This window comes from uncultured Pseudoalteromonas sp. (genome assembly GCF_963922945.1).
Taxonomy (GTDB): Bacteria; Pseudomonadota; Gammaproteobacteria; order Enterobacterales; family Alteromonadaceae; genus Pseudoalteromonas.
Genome location: NZ_CAWUKC010000028.1, coordinates 1 through 17714 on the forward strand (window position 1 = coordinate 1; position 17714 = coordinate 17714).

Annotated in this window: 13 protein-coding genes; 6 read left to right on the forward strand and 7 right to left on the reverse strand. The window is 40.6% G+C overall.

Going from position 1 to position 17714, the window contains the following annotated elements; genetic code table 11:
* Nucleotides 1–142 precede the first annotated feature (142 nt).
* Both AABI99_RS08090 and AABI99_RS08095 read right to left on the reverse strand, forming a co-directional pair.
* Nucleotides 143–352, reverse strand: coding sequence for a cold-shock protein (locus tag AABI99_RS08090; RefSeq protein WP_338365137.1), 210 nt, complete (start codon nucleotides 350–352; stop codon nucleotides 143–145).
* Between the two features lie 310 nt (nucleotides 353–662).
* The gene (locus tag AABI99_RS08095) at nucleotides 663–2177 is read right to left on the reverse strand and encodes a sensor domain-containing diguanylate cyclase (RefSeq protein WP_338365138.1); all 1515 of its coding nucleotides are present in this window, start codon (nucleotides 2175–2177) and stop codon (nucleotides 663–665) included.
* Nucleotides 2178–2474: 297 nt separating this feature from the next.
* Between AABI99_RS08095 and AABI99_RS08100 the strand changes: the two genes are divergently transcribed.
* The 3 genes from AABI99_RS08100 (at nucleotide 2475) to AABI99_RS08110 (ending at nucleotide 7199) form a co-directional block, all read left to right on the forward strand.
* On the forward strand, nucleotides 2475–4271 hold the full coding sequence (locus tag AABI99_RS08100) for a glycoside hydrolase family 3 N-terminal domain-containing protein (protein WP_338365139.1): 1797 nt from the start codon (nucleotides 2475–2477) through the stop codon (nucleotides 4269–4271).
* Nucleotides 4272–4290: 19 nt separating this feature from the next.
* Entirely contained in the window at nucleotides 4291–5025 is a 735-nt protein-coding gene (locus AABI99_RS08105) for a 5-oxoprolinase subunit PxpA (RefSeq protein ID WP_338365140.1), read from the forward strand.
* A 137-nt stretch (nucleotides 5026–5162) separates the two neighbouring features.
* Complete coding sequence (locus AABI99_RS08110) at nucleotides 5163–7199, forward strand: S9 family peptidase (protein WP_338365141.1); 2037 nt, start codon at nucleotides 5163–5165, stop codon at nucleotides 7197–7199.
* A gap of 743 nt (nucleotides 7200–7942) precedes the next feature.
* Here the strand turns inward: AABI99_RS08110 and AABI99_RS08115 are convergent.
* The gene (locus AABI99_RS08115) at nucleotides 7943–9544 is read right to left on the reverse strand and encodes an isocitrate lyase (RefSeq protein ID WP_338365142.1); all 1602 of its coding nucleotides are present in this window, start codon (nucleotides 9542–9544) and stop codon (nucleotides 7943–7945) included.
* A 234-nt stretch (nucleotides 9545–9778) separates the two neighbouring features.
* On the opposite strand from AABI99_RS08115, the gene AABI99_RS08120 reads away from it, so the two are divergent.
* Nucleotides 9779–11971 carry a malate synthase G gene (locus AABI99_RS08120; RefSeq protein ID WP_338365143.1) on the forward strand — a complete coding sequence of 731 codons (2193 nt, stop codon included), beginning with the start codon at nucleotides 9779–9781 and terminating at the stop codon, nucleotides 11969–11971.
* Nucleotides 11972–12060: 89 nt separating this feature from the next.
* Here AABI99_RS08120 and AABI99_RS08125 read toward each other — a convergent pair whose 3' ends face one another.
* The 4 genes from AABI99_RS08125 to AABI99_RS08140 all read right to left on the reverse strand — a co-directional run bounded on the left by AABI99_RS08125 (nucleotide 12061) and on the right by AABI99_RS08140 (nucleotide 16655).
* Nucleotides 12061–12786 carry a YebC/PmpR family DNA-binding transcriptional regulator gene (locus AABI99_RS08125; RefSeq protein WP_338365144.1) on the reverse strand — a complete coding sequence of 242 codons (726 nt, stop codon included), beginning with the start codon at nucleotides 12784–12786 and terminating at the stop codon, nucleotides 12061–12063.
* A 121-nt stretch (nucleotides 12787–12907) separates the two neighbouring features.
* A complete protein-coding gene (locus tag AABI99_RS08130; RefSeq protein WP_338365145.1) occupies nucleotides 12908–13525 on the reverse strand; it encodes an HAD family hydrolase in 618 nt (205 codons plus the stop codon).
* 206 nt (nucleotides 13526–13731) lie between these two features.
* Nucleotides 13732–14223: a DUF6702 family protein gene (locus tag AABI99_RS08135; protein ID WP_338365146.1), complete on the reverse strand. Its 492-nt coding sequence runs from the start codon at nucleotides 14221–14223 to the stop codon at nucleotides 13732–13734.
* Complete coding sequence (locus AABI99_RS08140; RefSeq protein WP_338365147.1) at nucleotides 14223–16655, reverse strand: M1 family metallopeptidase; 2433 nt, start codon at nucleotides 16653–16655, stop codon at nucleotides 14223–14225. The genes AABI99_RS08135 and AABI99_RS08140 overlap by 1 nt, the downstream gene beginning before the upstream one ends.
* A 380-nt stretch (nucleotides 16656–17035) precedes the next feature.
* On the opposite strand from AABI99_RS08140, the gene AABI99_RS08145 reads away from it, so the two are divergent.
* Together AABI99_RS08145 and AABI99_RS08150 are read left to right on the forward strand one after the other, a co-directional pair.
* Nucleotides 17036–17272, forward strand: a complete 237-nt coding sequence (locus AABI99_RS08145) for a hypothetical protein (RefSeq protein ID WP_338365148.1) — start codon at nucleotides 17036–17038, stop codon at nucleotides 17270–17272.
* Between the two features lie 136 nt (nucleotides 17273–17408).
* Complete coding sequence (locus AABI99_RS08150) at nucleotides 17409–17645, forward strand: hypothetical protein (RefSeq protein WP_338365149.1); 237 nt, start codon at nucleotides 17409–17411, stop codon at nucleotides 17643–17645.
* Nucleotides 17646–17714 lie beyond the last annotated feature (69 nt).

Consider the following 17714-nt stretch of genomic DNA (forward strand, 5'->3'; position numbering starts at 1 on the left):
CTATGCTGGAGAGATTGGATAAAGTTGGTCAATTAATTAATGCAATTGGTATAAAGAATAGATCACAGTGTTTTACAGTCAAATTTTAGATACAAAAAAAGCGCCATAAGCGCTTTTTTTATTTTTACTTTAAAAGTAAAAATTATAACGGAGTGATGTTATCCGCTTGAGGACCTTTTTGACCTTGTGAAAGAGTGAACTCTACACGTTGGCCTTCAGCTAAAGTTTTGAAACCTTCGCTTTTGATTGCTGAGAAATGTGCGAAAACGTCTGGGCCATTTTCTTGCTCGATAAAACCAAAACCTTTAGCTTCGTTAAACCACTTAACTGTACCTGATACGATGTTAGACATTGTAATATCCTGATATAAAAAATAAAAAATATGCTCATAAGAGCGGATGTAGCAAAAAATGAGATGGTACTTAAAAACTTCAGGACGGTACTACAAGTATTACTTATACAACAACGAAATAAAGATTTATAAACTATCATGCCTTCTTTCTAGCTGCGCTCTACTATATAGAGTTAACTATATATGTCAAGCATTTAAAATTTTAAGCCTCTATATCTACTTATCTGAGCTGCCCATCGACGCCACTGGCTCTCGAACAATGGGTTTTCTCGGAGAGTTTCGATAAATTGACTGTTGCTCACACCATCCGCTACTTAGCAATGCAGCAGCGGTTACGGCCGGTTTCTTTAGCCTGATACAGTGCTTTATCGGCACCTTTATATGCTTGTTCAATATCTTCACTGTAATTTGGCCATGTAGCAATGCCAATAGAGACAGTAATATAACCAGCGGTGTGTATTTTCGTGTCAGCGACCGTGGCTCTTAGTCTTTGTGCAATATCAAACGCACTTTGCTCGTTTTCACCGGGTAAAATAAGAATAAACTCCTCGCCACCGGTACGCGCAACAATATCGTTTTTACGGCACAGACTTTTTATAATCATTGTAAGCGATTTTAATACTTCATCACCTACATCGTGGCCAAAGGTGTCGTTTACGCGCTTAAAAAAATCAATATCTATTTCTAATATTGCAAATGGGGTTTGCTCTAATATTAAGCGCGTTACAATATTATCTAGACTGCGTCGGTTATGCGCGCCGGTTAAGGGGTCTGTTTGTGCATCGTGGCGAAGCTGCCCTATTTGGCTTTGTAGTAACGACACCCCTTTTTGCATTGCCATTTTTAGTTGGTGACTCTCAAAGTACCACGACCTCACGCTCTTAAGTTTTTCTAAACTTTTAGGGTTATCTAGTGCATTTGCATTGTCGGCGAGACGCTTTAACGGCCTTGCAATAAAATGTGCAAATAAACCTATAAAAATAAAGGTGAGTAATGCCATAGGGATTGTTCTTTTAACCACTTCTACGGTTAATGTGTCAAGCGATGAAAGGGTCGCTTTTAAAGGCCTTTGGGCAATTATCCCCCAACCTGACATTGCAACGGGGGCGTACCCTGCGAGCATAGGTAAGTTTTCACTATTGATCAGTTGCTGCTTACCTTTTTTACCACTTAAAACGGCATCTATGACTGTGTTGTTAATTATCTGCGTGCCAATTCTACTTGGTTCGGGGTGATAAAGAATTCGCTTATCGGCACTTACAACATAAAGGTAAGTGCCTTGCTCGTAATAATGCTGTTCAAGTAACGCATTGAGTATATTTTTCTTTTTTAAATATAAAGAGCCGCCAATATAGCCCAAATAAGTGCCGTTTGAGTCAAATAGTGGGTGTGAAATAAAAACAATTAAGTTACCTGCTGCCGACATATAAGGCTGACTAACTAATGGGCGTTTTTCTTTTAATGCTTCTATTGCACCGGGTGAATTAATCGCTTTACCTATGATTGTTTCAAAGCGAGGCGAGGTAGCAGCAATGGTGCCGTTAATATTTATAACAACAGAATTAAAACTATTTGTTTGCTGATGTAACCTAATAGCCTCGTTGTTTAAAAGGCTTAAGTCATCTGTCGCATGCTCGATAACTTTAGCGGAATAAGCAAGCTGTTGAGCTGCAGATTCTAAAAACTTATCGGTTGTAGAAGCGAGTTTTTGTGCGTAAGCCAAATTACTTGTGAGTGTAAAGTCAGTAAGTTGCTGTTTTTGAACTTGATATGTAGAGTAAAAACTACCTACCAGTGTACTTAACGCCGCAGAAAGTGCGAGCAATAATATAAGGAGCCTTAAGTTTAAAGCGGGTAATAATTTTTGTATCAAACTTCTCTGCTACCAATCTAAAACCGTACACGGGAGTGTACGTAAATCGAGCAATTATAACCCTATACTGAACATTAAGCTATAAGATATACAGCTGAAATACCCTTAAGTACTATTTGCTAGCACTGTTTTGCAGTTGCCCTAAAAAGTAGATAAGCTGGGTGAACTTATCTATTTTATTTAGCGTTGGAGTGAATTTTGCTAAATAAGTGTTTTATATCAACTATTGCTTTTTTATTTGGGTGCTTAATGCCGTTACAATCTTCTCTTGCTAATTCCGCACTGTCTGTTGAGCAACAATTAGGTCAAAAACTCATTCTCGATTTACGCTATTTTTGTCAGCAAGGGAGCAGCAAACAATGCAGAACACCGGTGACTTCGCTGCCCGATGAGCTCGCAGCAGCCATTGCAAAACATAATATTGGCGGCGTGATTTTATTTTCTGAAAATACCCAATCTATTGAGCAAACGATTAGTCTTAACAGCCAATTACAAGCTGCTGCAAGCAAATCAAGTTCTCAACTGCCCTTGTTTATTTCAATAGACCAAGAAGGCGGGCGTGTAGCACGTTTACCCCGTGACGTGGCAACCTCTTTTACCGGTAATATGTCAATTGGCGCAACCTATAAAAAGCACGGTACACAGTATGCTACGCAAACTGCCGCTGTTATAGCAAAGGAGCTTAAATCGTTAGGTATTAATGTTAACTATGCCCCTACGGTAGATGTAAACATGAATCCTGATAATCCGGTTATTAATGTGCGCTCGTTTGGTGAAGACCCAAAAATAGTCAGTAAGCTTGGTGCAGCGCAGGTGACTGCCTATCAAGGCAATGGCGTAATTACATCGTTAAAGCATTTCCCAGGACATGGCGACACCAATGTTGATAGCCATACAGGGTTACCACAAGTTAATCACACAAAAGAAGAAATATACCAACAAGATCTCGCCCCATTTAAAGATATAATTGCTATGCAAAACCCGGGCATGATTATGACCGCGCATATTCAATACCCTCAGCTTGATGACAGTACGTTTGTGAGTGTTGACGGCAAGCGCATGATAAAACCGGCTACTATGTCGCGTAAAATTATGACCAATATTTTAAGGGAAGAGCTAAATTATCAAGGCGTTATAGTTACTGATGCATTGGATATGGCTGGTATTAGTCATTTTTTCACCCCAACCCAAGCCGTCATTAATACGTTTTCGGCAGGGGTAGACCTTGCGCTGATGCCTATAGAGATAAGAGTTGTTGATGATTTAGCCAAGCTCGACAAGCTGATAGAGTCTTTGGTTTCAGCCGTAAATACAAACCAACTTAATAAAACTGAAATTGCTCAGTCCGCTGCACGCATAACAAACCTAAAAAGTAAATTTAAGTTAACTACACAGTTTGACCCTGTAAGCGCGTTAGCTCTGGCAAAAAACATTATTGGCTCTACAGAAAATCGTAAAATAGAGGCAGAGCTTGCTGTTGAGGCTATTACTGAAATTAAAAATAATAATGGTGCCCTTCCTCTTAACTTAAATAAAGGGCAGCACGTACATATTATTATGCCCGACACGCGAAAATGTATGGCTATGCAGCAAGCGCTTAGCGCGTTAAATTCAAAAACACTTAGCTATAGCTGCAGTAGTTTGCAAGGATATAACCCCAAAAAAGCACAGCGCTTAATTGCACAAGCCGATGTGGTTATAGCAGGCAACGCCACGCCAAATCAAAGCGCGGTTGAGATTGGTGGAATGGACGACTTAAAAGATAACCCGCAATTTGCGCTTAGTACGGCACAGCAACCTAAAGCTTTATCAGCATTATTAGATGATGCGGCATCTCTTAACAAAAAAACTATTTTTATTAGCTTACGCGCCCCCTATGATATAGCGCAATTTGGCCAATATGCAGATGCAGTTTTAGCCTCGTATGCGTATAATATTGACATTGATATAAATAACGAGGTTACAGGCCCAGCATTTACAGCGCTTGCTAAAGTGCTTTTAGGCAAAGCACACGCTAATGGCTCATTACCAGTCACCATAAAATAATAATAACAAGGGATACATAATGAAACTTAATTGCGATTTAGGCGAAAGCTTTGGCGCGTGGAAAATGGGCTTAGATGATGAGGTTATGCCCCATATCGACATGGCAAATATAGCCTGTGGATTTCATGGTGGAGACCCTGATGTTATAGCCGAGACTTTATATTTAGCAAAACAACATAATGTACAAATAGGTGCTCACCCAAGTTATCCCGATCAACAAGGCTTTGGTAGACGCTCTATGGCGCTTAGCGCACAAGAACTCACCAACTGTTTGCACTATCAAATTGCAGCCCTTGAGGGGATGGCAAAAGTACAAGGCTTAAGTTTAAGCTACGTTAAACCTCATGGTGCGCTGTATAACGATATGATGAAAAACGATCATATTTTACAAACAGTAATTACCGCCATTGCTCACTACCCTGCTCCCTTAAAGCTAATGCTATTAGCTACTAACGATTCGGCCAAGCACGCATTTGCTGCAAGTAGCTTAGGTGTAGAGCTAATTTTAGAGGCGTTTGCTGATAGGCAATATACAGACGAAGGACACCTAGTATCTCGTAACCTTGAGGGCAGTGTTCACAATAAGTCAGCCTTATTAGCACAAGTGAAGCAACTTTTAACTGATGGCAGTGTGACTACTCGGTCAGGACAAACACTGAACTTGAATGCAAATAGCCTGTGTGTTCATGGCGATAACGCTGATGGCATTGCACTGATAAAAGAAATAAAAGCGCTGTGTGGGTCAGCCACCTAATCACCACCTACAAAGCTGTAAAGCCCCTTTACAGCTTTAACTCATAGATACAAATCTTAGTTTCACCGCATCGCGCTTTCCATCCTTTCCCTACTGGCATATAACTATGTAAACAAGAATCACAACAGGGAATACAAATGAAGACGCTCACAGCACTTAGTTTGGGTAGCAGCTTGTTACTTTCCAGCAGTCAACTGACTTATGCCAATGCTAATACCTTGCAGCTGCAAGATGTATTTAACTTAGAATACGCCAATCAAATTGATATAACAGATGATGGCAAAACGGTGTATTTTGTACGTAACCGTATGGATATAAAAACCGATCGTAAAGTTAGTAACATTTGGTCTGTGGATTATAAAACTAAGCAACTGCAACCACTCACCTCTGGTGTGCATATGGATCACTCGCCAGTACTTTCACCGGATGGGCAACGCCTTGCATTTATATCAAACCGCGATGGAAGCAGCCAAATATACATGAAATGGCTTAAAACCGGTGCGGTTGCCAAAATAAGTAATTTAACTGCAAGCCCGCGAGCTATGACTTGGAGCCCTAATTCTGACCAGCTTATTTTTAGCATGTTTGTACCAAGTCGCAGTGCCCCCCCTGTTAAGTTACCTGGCAAGCCAAAAGGCGCTACATGGGCAGAGCCTGCTAAATTTATAGACGATGTGTATTACCGAGCCGACGGTGGAGGATACACACAAAAAGGCTATAGCCAATTATTTGCAATTGATGCAAACGGCGGTAATGCAAAACAGCTCACTGATGATAAATTTGATAATGCAGGTGAGGTCAGTTTTAGTAAAGACGGTAAATCTCTTTATTTTTCAGCTAATAGACACGCTCAAAATCAGTTAAAGCCTACCAATAGCGAAGTGTATAAACTTAACCTAAACACGCTAGTTATTGAGCCAGTAACCAATAGAAATGGCCCAGACCAACAACCTAAAGTATCGCCTGATGGCCGTTACTTAGCGTACACGGGCTATGACGATAAACGCACTAATTACGAAAATAGCCAACTATACATTCGCGACTTAAAAACGGGTAAAACAACGAGTCTTACTCCCAACTTTGATAGAAGTGTTGGCCAAATAAAGTGGAGCGCTAATTCTAAAGGCGTTTATTTTAGCTATGCAGATGAAGGGCAAACAGTCCTTGCCTATCAACCACGTAGTGGTAAGCGTAAAGTGTTAACCGAGCAAATAGGTAGCGTTGCTTTTGGTCGTCCTTACTCAGGTGGCGACTTTGATGTCAGTGCAGATGGCGAAGTTGCCTTTACGCTTGGTGATACTCAGCGCCCAGCCGATATAGCCACTATTAAACGCGGAAAAGCGCAACGTCTAACCACACTCAATGCCGATGCACTTGGTGACAAACAACTGGCAAAAGTAGAAGAAATTTGGCTTAAATCACGCCACGACCAACTGCCAATTCAAGGTTGGATCGCATACCCTCCTGGGTTCGATAAAACAAAAAAATACCCACTTGTTTTAGAGATTCATGGTGGCCCTGTGGCTAATTATGGGCCGCATTTCAGTGCAGAGGTCCAGTTATTTGCCGCTAAAGGCAATGTTGTTTTATACATGAACCCACGCGGTAGTGATTCATACGGCAAAAAGTTTGCCCAAACAATCCATCATAATTACCCAAGTAATGATTACGATGATTTAATGACAGGCGTTGATGCGTTAATAGCGAAAGGCTTTATTGATGAGTCTAAATTATTTGTAACCGGTGGCTCTGGCGGCGGTGTATTAACAGCGTGGATTGTAGGTCACACTGATAGATTTGCTGCAGCCGTAGTTGCTAAACCCGTTATTAATTGGATCAGTTTTGTACTAACTGCCGACTTCTACCCGTTCTTTGCTGATTATTGGTTTCCGGGTAAACCATGGGATCATATTGAGCACTACATGAAACGCTCACCTATCAGCTATGTAGGTAACGTAAAAACACCTACTATGCTTTTAACGGGCGAGTCAGACTATCGCACACCTATTTCTGAAACAGAGCAATTTTACCAAGCTCTTAAGCTGCAAGGTGTTGATACCGCTATGGTGCGTATTCCCAATGCGTCACACGGAATTACAGCACGCCCTTCTAACTTAATGACCAAAGTAGCCTACATCCAATGGTGGTTTGATAAACATACAAATGATAAATAAGTTATGTATTTAAATTTAATATTAGCCACCCCTGTGTGGCTGATATTTTGCCGAATGTAAAACTGTAAACCCCCTTTACAGTTTATATACTAAACCATATCGGACTTAGTCATTTTTTAGTTAGTAAAATTTTGGTTTATTAGGTTTTTAGTGGCGGGAGTTAGTAAAAAATCGGTTTGGGCCACTATTTATAGGCACTCAGTTAGTAAAAAAATGTTTTGTAATGACCATAGGTTAGTAAAAATTTGTTTTATTATTTCACTAACATTGAGTTATACAGCAAAAATACCCTTATTTATGAGCCCATTTTACAATCTAAACCGGTTTTACAGCTAAATGAACGCCATTATTTAGTTTATAAGCGCAACCTAGTTAAATATTGATCTAAAAAATAATAGCTAGGGCCTGTTGACCTTTCAGGATTAAAATTTGTTCAATTTAGGGGCCATTTAATCGCGGCGCGAGGTTTGTAACCTAGTGGGCTAAGTAAAAACCGAGCAACAAAGAGTAAATGGCCCCTAGGCAGAACCCTTCGGGCAGCGCCTGTTTGGCATTTATGCTACGTTATCGCCTATTTATGGGGAACAACCACACTGCATAGGCTCTGTCTTGCCTAATTACCAAACAGGCTGCTGCAAATTCAACCTCGAAAGATAAACAGGCCCTAGTTAAAACGTGATCCAGTGCATAACTAAATAATAAAAAAGGGCCTTTCGGCCCTTAAGTAACACTATATAGAAAGTTTAAAACTGGTTCATGGTGTTGTCTTCGCCACCGGCTTTAAGCGCGTTATCACCCGAGAAATACTCTTTGTGTGTATCGCCAATATTAGAGCCAGCTAAGTCTTGGTGTTTAACTGAAGCTTGTTCGCGGCGGATTTCTTGGCGTTGTACATCGCGTACATAAGCAAGCATACCCATGTCGCCAAAGTAACCCTCTGATAAAATATCAGTGCTCAGTGCAGCCGTATGGTAAGTAGGCAGCGTAATTAAGTGATGGAAAATACCCGCTTCACGTGCACCATCGCGCTGGAAGTTTTGCACTAATACATCTGCTTCGGCTGCAAGCTCTGTGGCATCCATTTCTGGTGCCATAAAGCCTTTGTTATCACCCAGGCTTGGGTATGCACTTACGTCTTTACCTTCGTCTACCCACTGTTGGTACACTTGCTCACGGAACTTAAGGGTCCAGTTGAACGACGGTGAATTGTTATAGACAAGTTTCGCATCAGGTACTTGCTCTTTAACGCGATTTACCAACTCTGCAATTTGCTTAACATGTGGTTTTTCAGTTTCAATCCACAGTAAATCAGCGCCTGATTGTAAGCTTGTTACACAATCTAATACTACGCGGTCTTTTTCTGTCCCTTCGCGGAACTGGTACAAACCATTTTCTAAACGCGTTGGCTTACATAATTGGCCATTGATTTTCATTGCCGTATCGCCCTCGTTTAAATCCTCTACACCGTTAATAGGTGTGGTTTCTAAAAATGCATTGTACTGGCTGGCTAGATCGCCTGGCGTTTTTGACACAGGTACTTTTTGCGTCAGGCTTGCACCTAATGAATCAGTGCGGGCAACAATAATACCGTTATCAATACCGAGTTCTAAAAATGCATAACGTACAGCATTAATTTTTGCTAAAAAGTCTTCATGCGGTACCGTAACTTTACCTGCTTGGTGGCCACATTGTTTAGCATCCGACACTTGGTTTTCTATTTGAATGGCACATGCACCGGCTTCAATCATTTTTTTAGCAAGTAAGTAAGTTGCTTCTTCGTTACCAAAACCTGCATCAATATCAGCAATAATAGGCACTACATGCGTTTCAAAATTATCAATTTTATCTAGTACCGCTTGCACATCGCCGCCATTGGCTTTGGCTTCATCAAGTTCGTTAAATAAGTGGTCTAGCTCTCGTGCATCAGCTTGTTTTAAAAACGTATAAATCTCTTCAATAAGCGCAGGGACTGACGTTTTTTCGTGCATACTTTGATCGGGTAATGGGCCAAATGCAGAACGAAGGGCTGCAACCATCCAACCACTTAAATAAACATAACTGCGCTTTGTTGTTTTTTGATGACGCTTTATTGCCATCATCATTTGTTGTGCAGTAAAACCATGCCAACAACCTAAAGACTGTGTGTATTGGCTGGTGTCTTTATCGTAGGCAGCCATGTCTTCACGCATTACATCTGCGGTGTATTGGGCAATATCAATCCCAGTACGAAAACGGTTTTGTAAGCGCATGCGGCTTGCATATTCTGGGTTAATGGCTTTCCATGCATTGCCTTGAGATTGACATAGTGTAGCTAAAGTGTCGGTTTCACGTGTGTAAGTTGTCATAATAAAGTCCTTCGAACGGGTCTATAAATTTTTTAAATTATTGTGAGAGTGGCTAGGAGTGTGTGCTCCGTATCGCTTAATTCAACATTAGGCTTATTTTTTAGATTTAGTAAATTTATAGTTGTTATTACCGCTATATTTTTTATGAATGGCAAAAGTACACGCACATGTGTTTTTTTACGTTATTGTTGCACTAACGCACAACAACACCGCGACCGTTTAAGGAAGGTAATTATGGCACACACTCTCACACACTCAGGACTCAGCGTAGATACACAGCTGGCCAACTTTGTAAAAACACAGCTACTACCTGGTACACATTTATCAGAGCAACTGTTTTGGCAAAGCTTTGCAAATATAGTGCAAACGCTAACGCCACAAAATAACGCCCTACTCGCTAAACGCGAGCACCTACAACAACAAATTGATGATTACCATAAAGCAAATAAAACATGGGATAGCGAGCAGTACCAAGCGTTTTTAAAAGACATTGGCTACTTAGTACCAGAGCCTGCTGACTTTACAATTGAAACGCAAAATGTAGAGCCCGAAATAGCACTGAGTGCAGGCCCTCAGCTTGTTGTACCTGTAAGTAACGCACGCTTTGCGCTTAATGCAGCTAACGCACGCTGGGGTTCGCTTTACGATGCCTTATATGGCACCGACGTGCTCAGTGAAGATGACGGTGCCGAAAAAGGCACCACATATAACCCTGTTCGTGGTTTTAAAGTGATGGCCTATGCGCGCCAGTTTTTAGATAAAGCATTGCCTCTAAAAAGCGGTTCACACATAGAAAGTACTAACTACTCAATTGTAGATGGTGCGCTATCTATTACCTTAAGAGATAGCTCACACACCACCCTTAATAACCCTGAGCAATTGATTGGCTACCAAGGCGAGGCGCAGAATCCAACTGCAATTTTGTTAAAAAACAATGGTCTGCATGTAGAGCTCCAAATTGATCATCACCACCCTATAGGCCAGGCTGATAAAGCAGGGCTAAAAGATGTACTGCTTGAAGCAGCCCTAACAACCATTATGGATTGCGAAGACTCAGTTGCCGCAGTTGATGCCGAAGATAAAGTACAAGTTTACAAAAATTGGCTTGGTTTAATGCAAGGTAACTTAGTTGAATCATTTAAAAAAGGCGATAAAACCATAGAGCGCACCTTACAAAGCGATAGGCACTATACAGCCCTTGATGGCGGCAGCCTTACGCTCAAAGGCAGAAGTATGATGTTTGTTCGAAACGTAGGTCACTTAATGACAAACCCAGCCATAACCGACATTTACGGTAAACCCGTATTTGAAGGTATTATGGATGCCATGTTTAGCGCAACTGCTGCATTGCACGACTTAAACAAAAAATCGGGTATTAAAAATACCAGTGCGCAAAGCATTAACATTGTAAAACCAAAAATGCATGGCCCAGAAGAAGTCGCTTTTACAAATACGCTATTTACTATGGTAGAAGATGCCCTTAGCTTGCCAAAAAACACCTTAAAAATGGGCATTATGGATGAAGAGCGCCGTACCTCAGTCAATTTAAAAGCCTGCATACACGCAGCTAAATCACGGGCGGTTTTTATAAATACCGGCTTTTTAGACCGCACGGGTGATGAAATACATACCTCTATGCACGCCGGGGTTGTTATGCCCAAAGCAGCAATAAAAGCACAGCCATGGATCACCGCATACGAAGATCGCAATGTTGATACAGGCCTTGCCTGCGGCCTAAGCGGTAAAGCGCAAATAGGTAAAGGTATGTGGCCCATGCCAGATAAAATGGCACTGATGATGGAGCAAAAGCGTGCGCATGTGCAATCGGGAGCTAACACCGCGTGGGTACCCTCCCCTACCGCAGCTACTTTACACGCTATGCATTATCATGATGTAGATGTATTTAGCGAGCAAAAAGAAATCGCTAAACGCAGCATGGCAAGCCTCACTGATTTACTTACTCCACCGCTAATGGCAGAGCCGCACACACTAAGTAAAGAAGATATTCAAAGTGAGCTTGAAAATAATGCACAAGGCATTTTAGGTTATGTAATACGCTGGATAGATCAAGGTATTGGTTGCTCAAAAGTTCCTGATATTAACCATATAGGCTTAATGGAAGACAGAGCAACGTTGCGTATTTCAAGCCAACATATGGCCAATTGGCTACAGCATGGCGTGTGTACGCAGCAACAAATTGAATCAGTTATGGCTAAGATGGCAAAAGTGGTTGATGGTCAAAATGAGCACGACAACGCTTACACACCCATGGCACAAAGTGAAGAGTCACTTAAAAACAGCATTGCGTATCAAGCCGCTTTATCGTTGGTGTTAGAAGGCGCTAAGCAACCAAGTGGTTACACAGAGCCCCTATTACACAGCTACCGCTTAAAATATAAATCAAAGCATCATAACTTAGCTGAATAGCTAACATTTATTTAACACTAAAAAGCGCGTTTTGCCTACACAAAACGCGCTTTTTTCTTATTTAAAGCCAGCTGGAGCGCTGCTTTAAATTAATTTTTAACGATTGCATTGTGATACACGTTTTGTACGTCATCACAATCTTCTAGCATATTGATAAATTTATCAAAGTTAGCAATCACTTCTTCGTCTTCTATTTCAACATGTACTTGCGGCACAAACGTGATTTCATCTACTTCAAAGTTTATTCCTTCAAAGTTTTCTTCTAACGCTGTTTTCGCTTTATAGTACTCAGTATGGGGTGCAAACACCGACACTTTGCCGTTTTCAACTTCAACGTCGGTTACATCAACGTCAGCCATCATCAGCGCTTCAAGTACCACTTCGTCATCGTCACCGGCAAAGCCAAGTACAGCTAGGTGATCGAACATGTGTGCAACACACCCCGGCGTACCTATTTTTGACTCTGTTTTGGTAAACGGCAAACGTACATCTTTAATTGTACGGTTTGGATTATCTGTTAAACAATCAACTATAACCATGCAATTACCAGGGCCATAACCCTCATAACGCGCTGGTGAATAATCTTCCCCTGCCCCACCGGCTGCTTTTTCAATGGCTTTTTCTATTACGTGTGCAGGTACTTGATCTTTTTTTGCTCTTTCTATAAGGCGACGCAGTGATTGATTAACATCTGGATCTGGTTCGCCATTTTTAGCGGCAACATAAATTTCTTTACCGTACTTTGAGTTAACTTTAGTTTTAGCGTTGGCTGTTTTAGCCATCGAGCTCTTACGGACTTCAAATGCTCTGCCCATCTTGTGCCTCTAATCAATACGTTAATTTTGCCCATATTTTACCAATTCAAACCCTATTGGGCTAGTTATGAAATTTAAATAATAAAGGACTTATTAAACAAAAATTAATTTTAAAGGCTATTTAACATAACTCTATTTTTTGTGAGTAGCTTTCTATTAAAGTCACTAACTCATAAAAGTCGCGTAAAACATAATCAGCTTGGTCAGCATAAATAGGCACCGCATTTGGCGCATACAAACAAGCGCGCATATTTGCATTATGCGCAGCCTGAATGTCATACAAATAATCTCCTACGTATAACAAGTTGCTTGCGCTAATATTCCAAAGCGTAGAAATTGCATTTAAGGCACTAGGGTTGGGTTTGGCGGGCGCATCACTGCGGGTTAGCACGGTTTCAATTGGCAGGGGATTATTTTTAAGCTTTATTGAGGCTGCTTTATCAAAATTGCGAGTGACAATAGCCATGGGAATATTTTTAACTTTTAGCGCGTTTACCGCATCAGCAACACCAGGTAATAGCGAGGCGCGCTGTGCATCTTGCAGCTCGTGTTGATGCACTATATTCATAGCCTCTTCGCGCATGTATGGTGATGGCAGCTGGGCAATATAATCGAGCAGGTCTTGCTCACAGGGACAACCTACTTGTGCTTTGATAAGAGAAAAATCTAATTCTGACGATACTAAAGTTCCATCTAAATCAAAAATAACTCCTTGAATAGCCTCTACTTGAGCTTTCATATCATTCCTTGAACGGGGTAAAAATCAATACAACATGTGTACACATAATGACTCTACTTCATAAGAATAATTTAGCAAATGTTTATCAAACAAATAATTACTAAATTTTTACGAGCAGATATTATTAACAGATCAAAAATGAACACAGGATAAATATCAAAAGAAAACGCGCACAAAACTACTGTGCGCATAGGTTGGGGAAGTACTTATTGCTCGAACTGAGCTTCAAGCCAAGTATCGTTTTGGGCAAAATGCAGAGTTTTAATCTTTCCTTTGCCTTCTACATTTACCATATTCACTTGAGATGGCCACAAGTCACGCAGTGCACCATTACTCATTTTTATGCCCTTAATCCCTTTAGGAATAGGCGCTTCTTGGTATACCCAAAAAAATTTTCCATCAATTTGCGCGCCTACAGGCTTAAGCTCTAATGGCTCGCCCCTTAAGGTTTGCAGCGCAATATGCGACTCAACATAGTCAACAAAACGCTGTTGATCTGCCTTATTGCTAATGATATCGGCTTTTCCATCAAATAAATGCGCTACGGCATGCTCAGTATCATGTAGATAAAAGCGGTGCATGAGCTCAATATTATGGGTACGTTTATTAAAAAGCACCGTAGTAACCGATGACTTTAGTTGATGCGCCAAACTTGGCGCAGCAACTAAAAGACAAACAATAATAAGCATAAAGCGCATTATTGTTGCTCCTCATCTTTTTTCTCGTCTTTTTTTAGCTCAGTTTTAATGTCTTGCATAATATCTCGACTCACTTTCGCTTTACTCTTTTCCTTTTTATACACTTCGATGCGTGAAGGAATAATACGACGAGGGTAGTTGTTGTTCTCAACATCTACATCAGCTGTTTCCCAGCGTGGGTCAACGGTTACCGATACCAGCGGCTTATTCTTATCTGTTACAATAAGCTTTTGTACGTTTTTATGATTACGGCGCCAAATTTCGGCTGGAATGTAACGATCTTCTTTAGTGCCATCTTCATACGTTAGCTCTAATAAAATAGGCATTACCAAGCCACCTAGGTTAGAAAACTCCATTACATAGTAATTTTTGTCTTCTTCAAGCGCGCGCTCAAGCGTTTTACGCTCCCACGGCTCTAAGCCTTTTAAAAATTTATTGTACGAGTTACGTTCTTTATTGGTAACAGTAAAGCGATCGTTTTCGTCGTAAAAGTCAGTAATATCTGGGTTTTTCTCAACCCACGTTTTTTTACCTTCTTCACGGTTACGCTTAACAAATAGTGACGTTGGCTTATCAGCTTCAATATCGCGTAGGCGTTTAAAGTCAATATCAGGGTTTTTAGTATCTAAGCGCAGTTGATAAACCTTATCTAACGAGATATCTACATGGTCTGTACTGTAAAACCAACCACGCCAAAACCAATCTAAATCAACACCTGATGCTTCTTCCATGGTGCGGAAAAAATCAGCTGGGGTAGGGCGCTTGTACTTCCAGCGCTGTGCGTACTCTTTAAACGCAAAATCGAATAAGTCACGACCTAAAATAACTTCGCGTAAAATATTAAGTGCCGCAGCGGGCTTGGTATACGCATTTGGGCCTAAACGTAATACGCTGTCTGACTGTGTCATAATAGGCACTTGGTTTTGTGATTTCATGTAACTTACAATGTCGCGTGGCTCAACGCCCCATGGAATTGTTGGATCCCATTCACGCCCGGCTACACCGTCTAAAAAGCTATTTAAGCCTTCATCCATCCAAGTCCATTGGCGCTCATCAGAGTTAACAATCATAGGGAAATATATATGACCCACTTCATGAATAACCACGCCTATTAAAAAGCGTTTTTCGGCTTGAGAATATGTACGCGAGCCATCATCTTGCAGCTCAGTACGTGGACCATTAAAAGTGATCATTGGGTATTCCATACCACCAACAGGGCCATTTACCGATTGCGCCACAGGGTAAGGGTAGTCAAATGAGTAGCGAGAATACACTTCCATCGTATGCACTACAGATTCAGTTGAATACTTTTTCCATAAATCGCCACCTTCTTTAGGGTAAAACGACATAGCCATAACTAACGGCTGTTCATCACCACCTTGCTGGTAACCTTTTGCATCCCACATAAATTTACGCGACGACGCCCAAGCAAAGTCACGTACGTTTTCTGCTTTAAAGTGCCAGGTTTTTGTTTTATCGGTACCTTGCTTTTCGTTTTCAAGCGCTTCTTCTTCAGTAACAATAAATACAGGGCGTTTTGCTGTTTCAGCTTTTTCTAAGCGGTTACGTTGCGTGCGAGTAAGCACTTTGCTTGCGTTATCAAGCTTACCTGTTGCTGATACAATATGGTCAGCCGGTACAGTGATTTCTACATCGTAGTCACCAAATTCAAGAGTAAACTCACCACGGCCTAAAAACGGCTTGTTTGTCCATGCTTCGTAATCGGTGTACGCAGCTAAACGCGGAAACCACTGCGCAAGTAAAAATATGTCGTTGCCATCTTCTTCAAAGTGCTCGTAGCCTGAACGTGCGCCTACAGCATCCTCTTCAACAATGTTAAAAGCAAAGTTCATACTAAACTCAACTTCTTTACCTGGTTTTAGTGGCTCATTTAAATCGATACGCATTAGCGTATCAACCACAGTTACGCGAAGCTCATCGCCATTGTCGTCTTTTACATTGCTAATTGTATAGCCTAACTCATTGTCGCTCATAAATTGCTGACGACGAAGCTCGCCTAAACTTAATTTAGCCGGTTTTTGCGCAGGTAAACTATTTAGCGTGCTTTTAAATGTTTTCGTGGTTTCGGCAATTGAGTCGCTTTTAAAGATATTTTGATCTAACTGTAACCATAAATATTTAAGCGTATGAGGTGAGTTATTTTTATATTCAATACTTTGGCTTGCTGTTAAGCGGCGCTTTTTTTCGTCAAGCTTTACATCTATGTCGTAATTAACACGCTGCTGCCAATATTTTTCGCCTGGCTCACCTGCGGCACTACGATAAACATTAGGGGTAGGAAGTGCTTCGTCTAACTGACGAAATTTATCAACGAATGAGCCTTTAGTTTGCTCAACGGACGACGCAATTACGGCGCTAGACATTGCCAAAGGCAATACAAACGCGCTTAGCGTCAAAACTGTTTTTTTCATTATGAGTCCTTGTGAATTTTTGTGAGCATACTTTGGCAAAAATACAATTTTTGTTCAATTATTTAGCGACCAACCGCCCATTAAACACGGTAATATTCACGTTGTTTTAACATGTGTTTTAGTTAGTAAATTAAGTCACTTCAAATAGTGTAAAGGGGGTTTACAGTTCATACCCCACGCTTAGCAAAAATTTAGGTACAAATCCAATATTTAAAAGGGTTCAGGCTTAATTCAGGCCAATAGCTTAGGATTAAATTAAAGGTGTAAAAATAGGTTGTTCTTATTGAGCTTAAGTTATCACGGCAGATGTAACTGCACGCTTTTAATACTGACAGGTTCAATGCAACTCAATCAGCACATTTATACTTAAGGAGCCCGATATGAAATTTTACATAGTAAAAAAAGATCATCAGCTCGAGGCTATTCCTGCTGATAAAGGCTTATTACAGCGTTACGAATCAAACCAATATTCGTATGTTAATGTGGTGTCTGCATGTAACAAGCAAGATGCACTAAAACGCCTTTCTACTGAACAAAAACACAGTAAAATATGGCTAATAATTGGCGCAAATATTGCCGTGTTCTCACTAATACTGGCTATTTATACGATAAATTAAAAATACTCGAATTTATTGTTGATATTTAGTTCATTTTATATTTAAAATCGCCCACTTTTTTTTATTTGAGGATAATAAAGCCGTTACGATTATTCTCAAATGTGTACTTATTACCAGTAAGCAATGTGGTGGGTGTATGGATTTTTATATCCTAAAAAAACAACAAGAGCTAATAGCCATTCCAGCAAATCAGCAAAGTTGTAAACAGTATTTAGACTCAGGTTATTTTTATATCGATAAAGTAGCCGCGTGTAACGAAACAAATGCCATAAAGGCATTGCAAGCAAAGCAAACTAAAAACTTAAAAGTGCCACTTGGTATAGCTTTGCTAGCACTCCCACTAATTATTATTGCTATCTATAGTTTTATATAAACGAAAGTAGTAACCAAGCTTGCATCTTTACTTGCCTTGGGTATATTGGCGCTCTTATGGTTTTTTAAG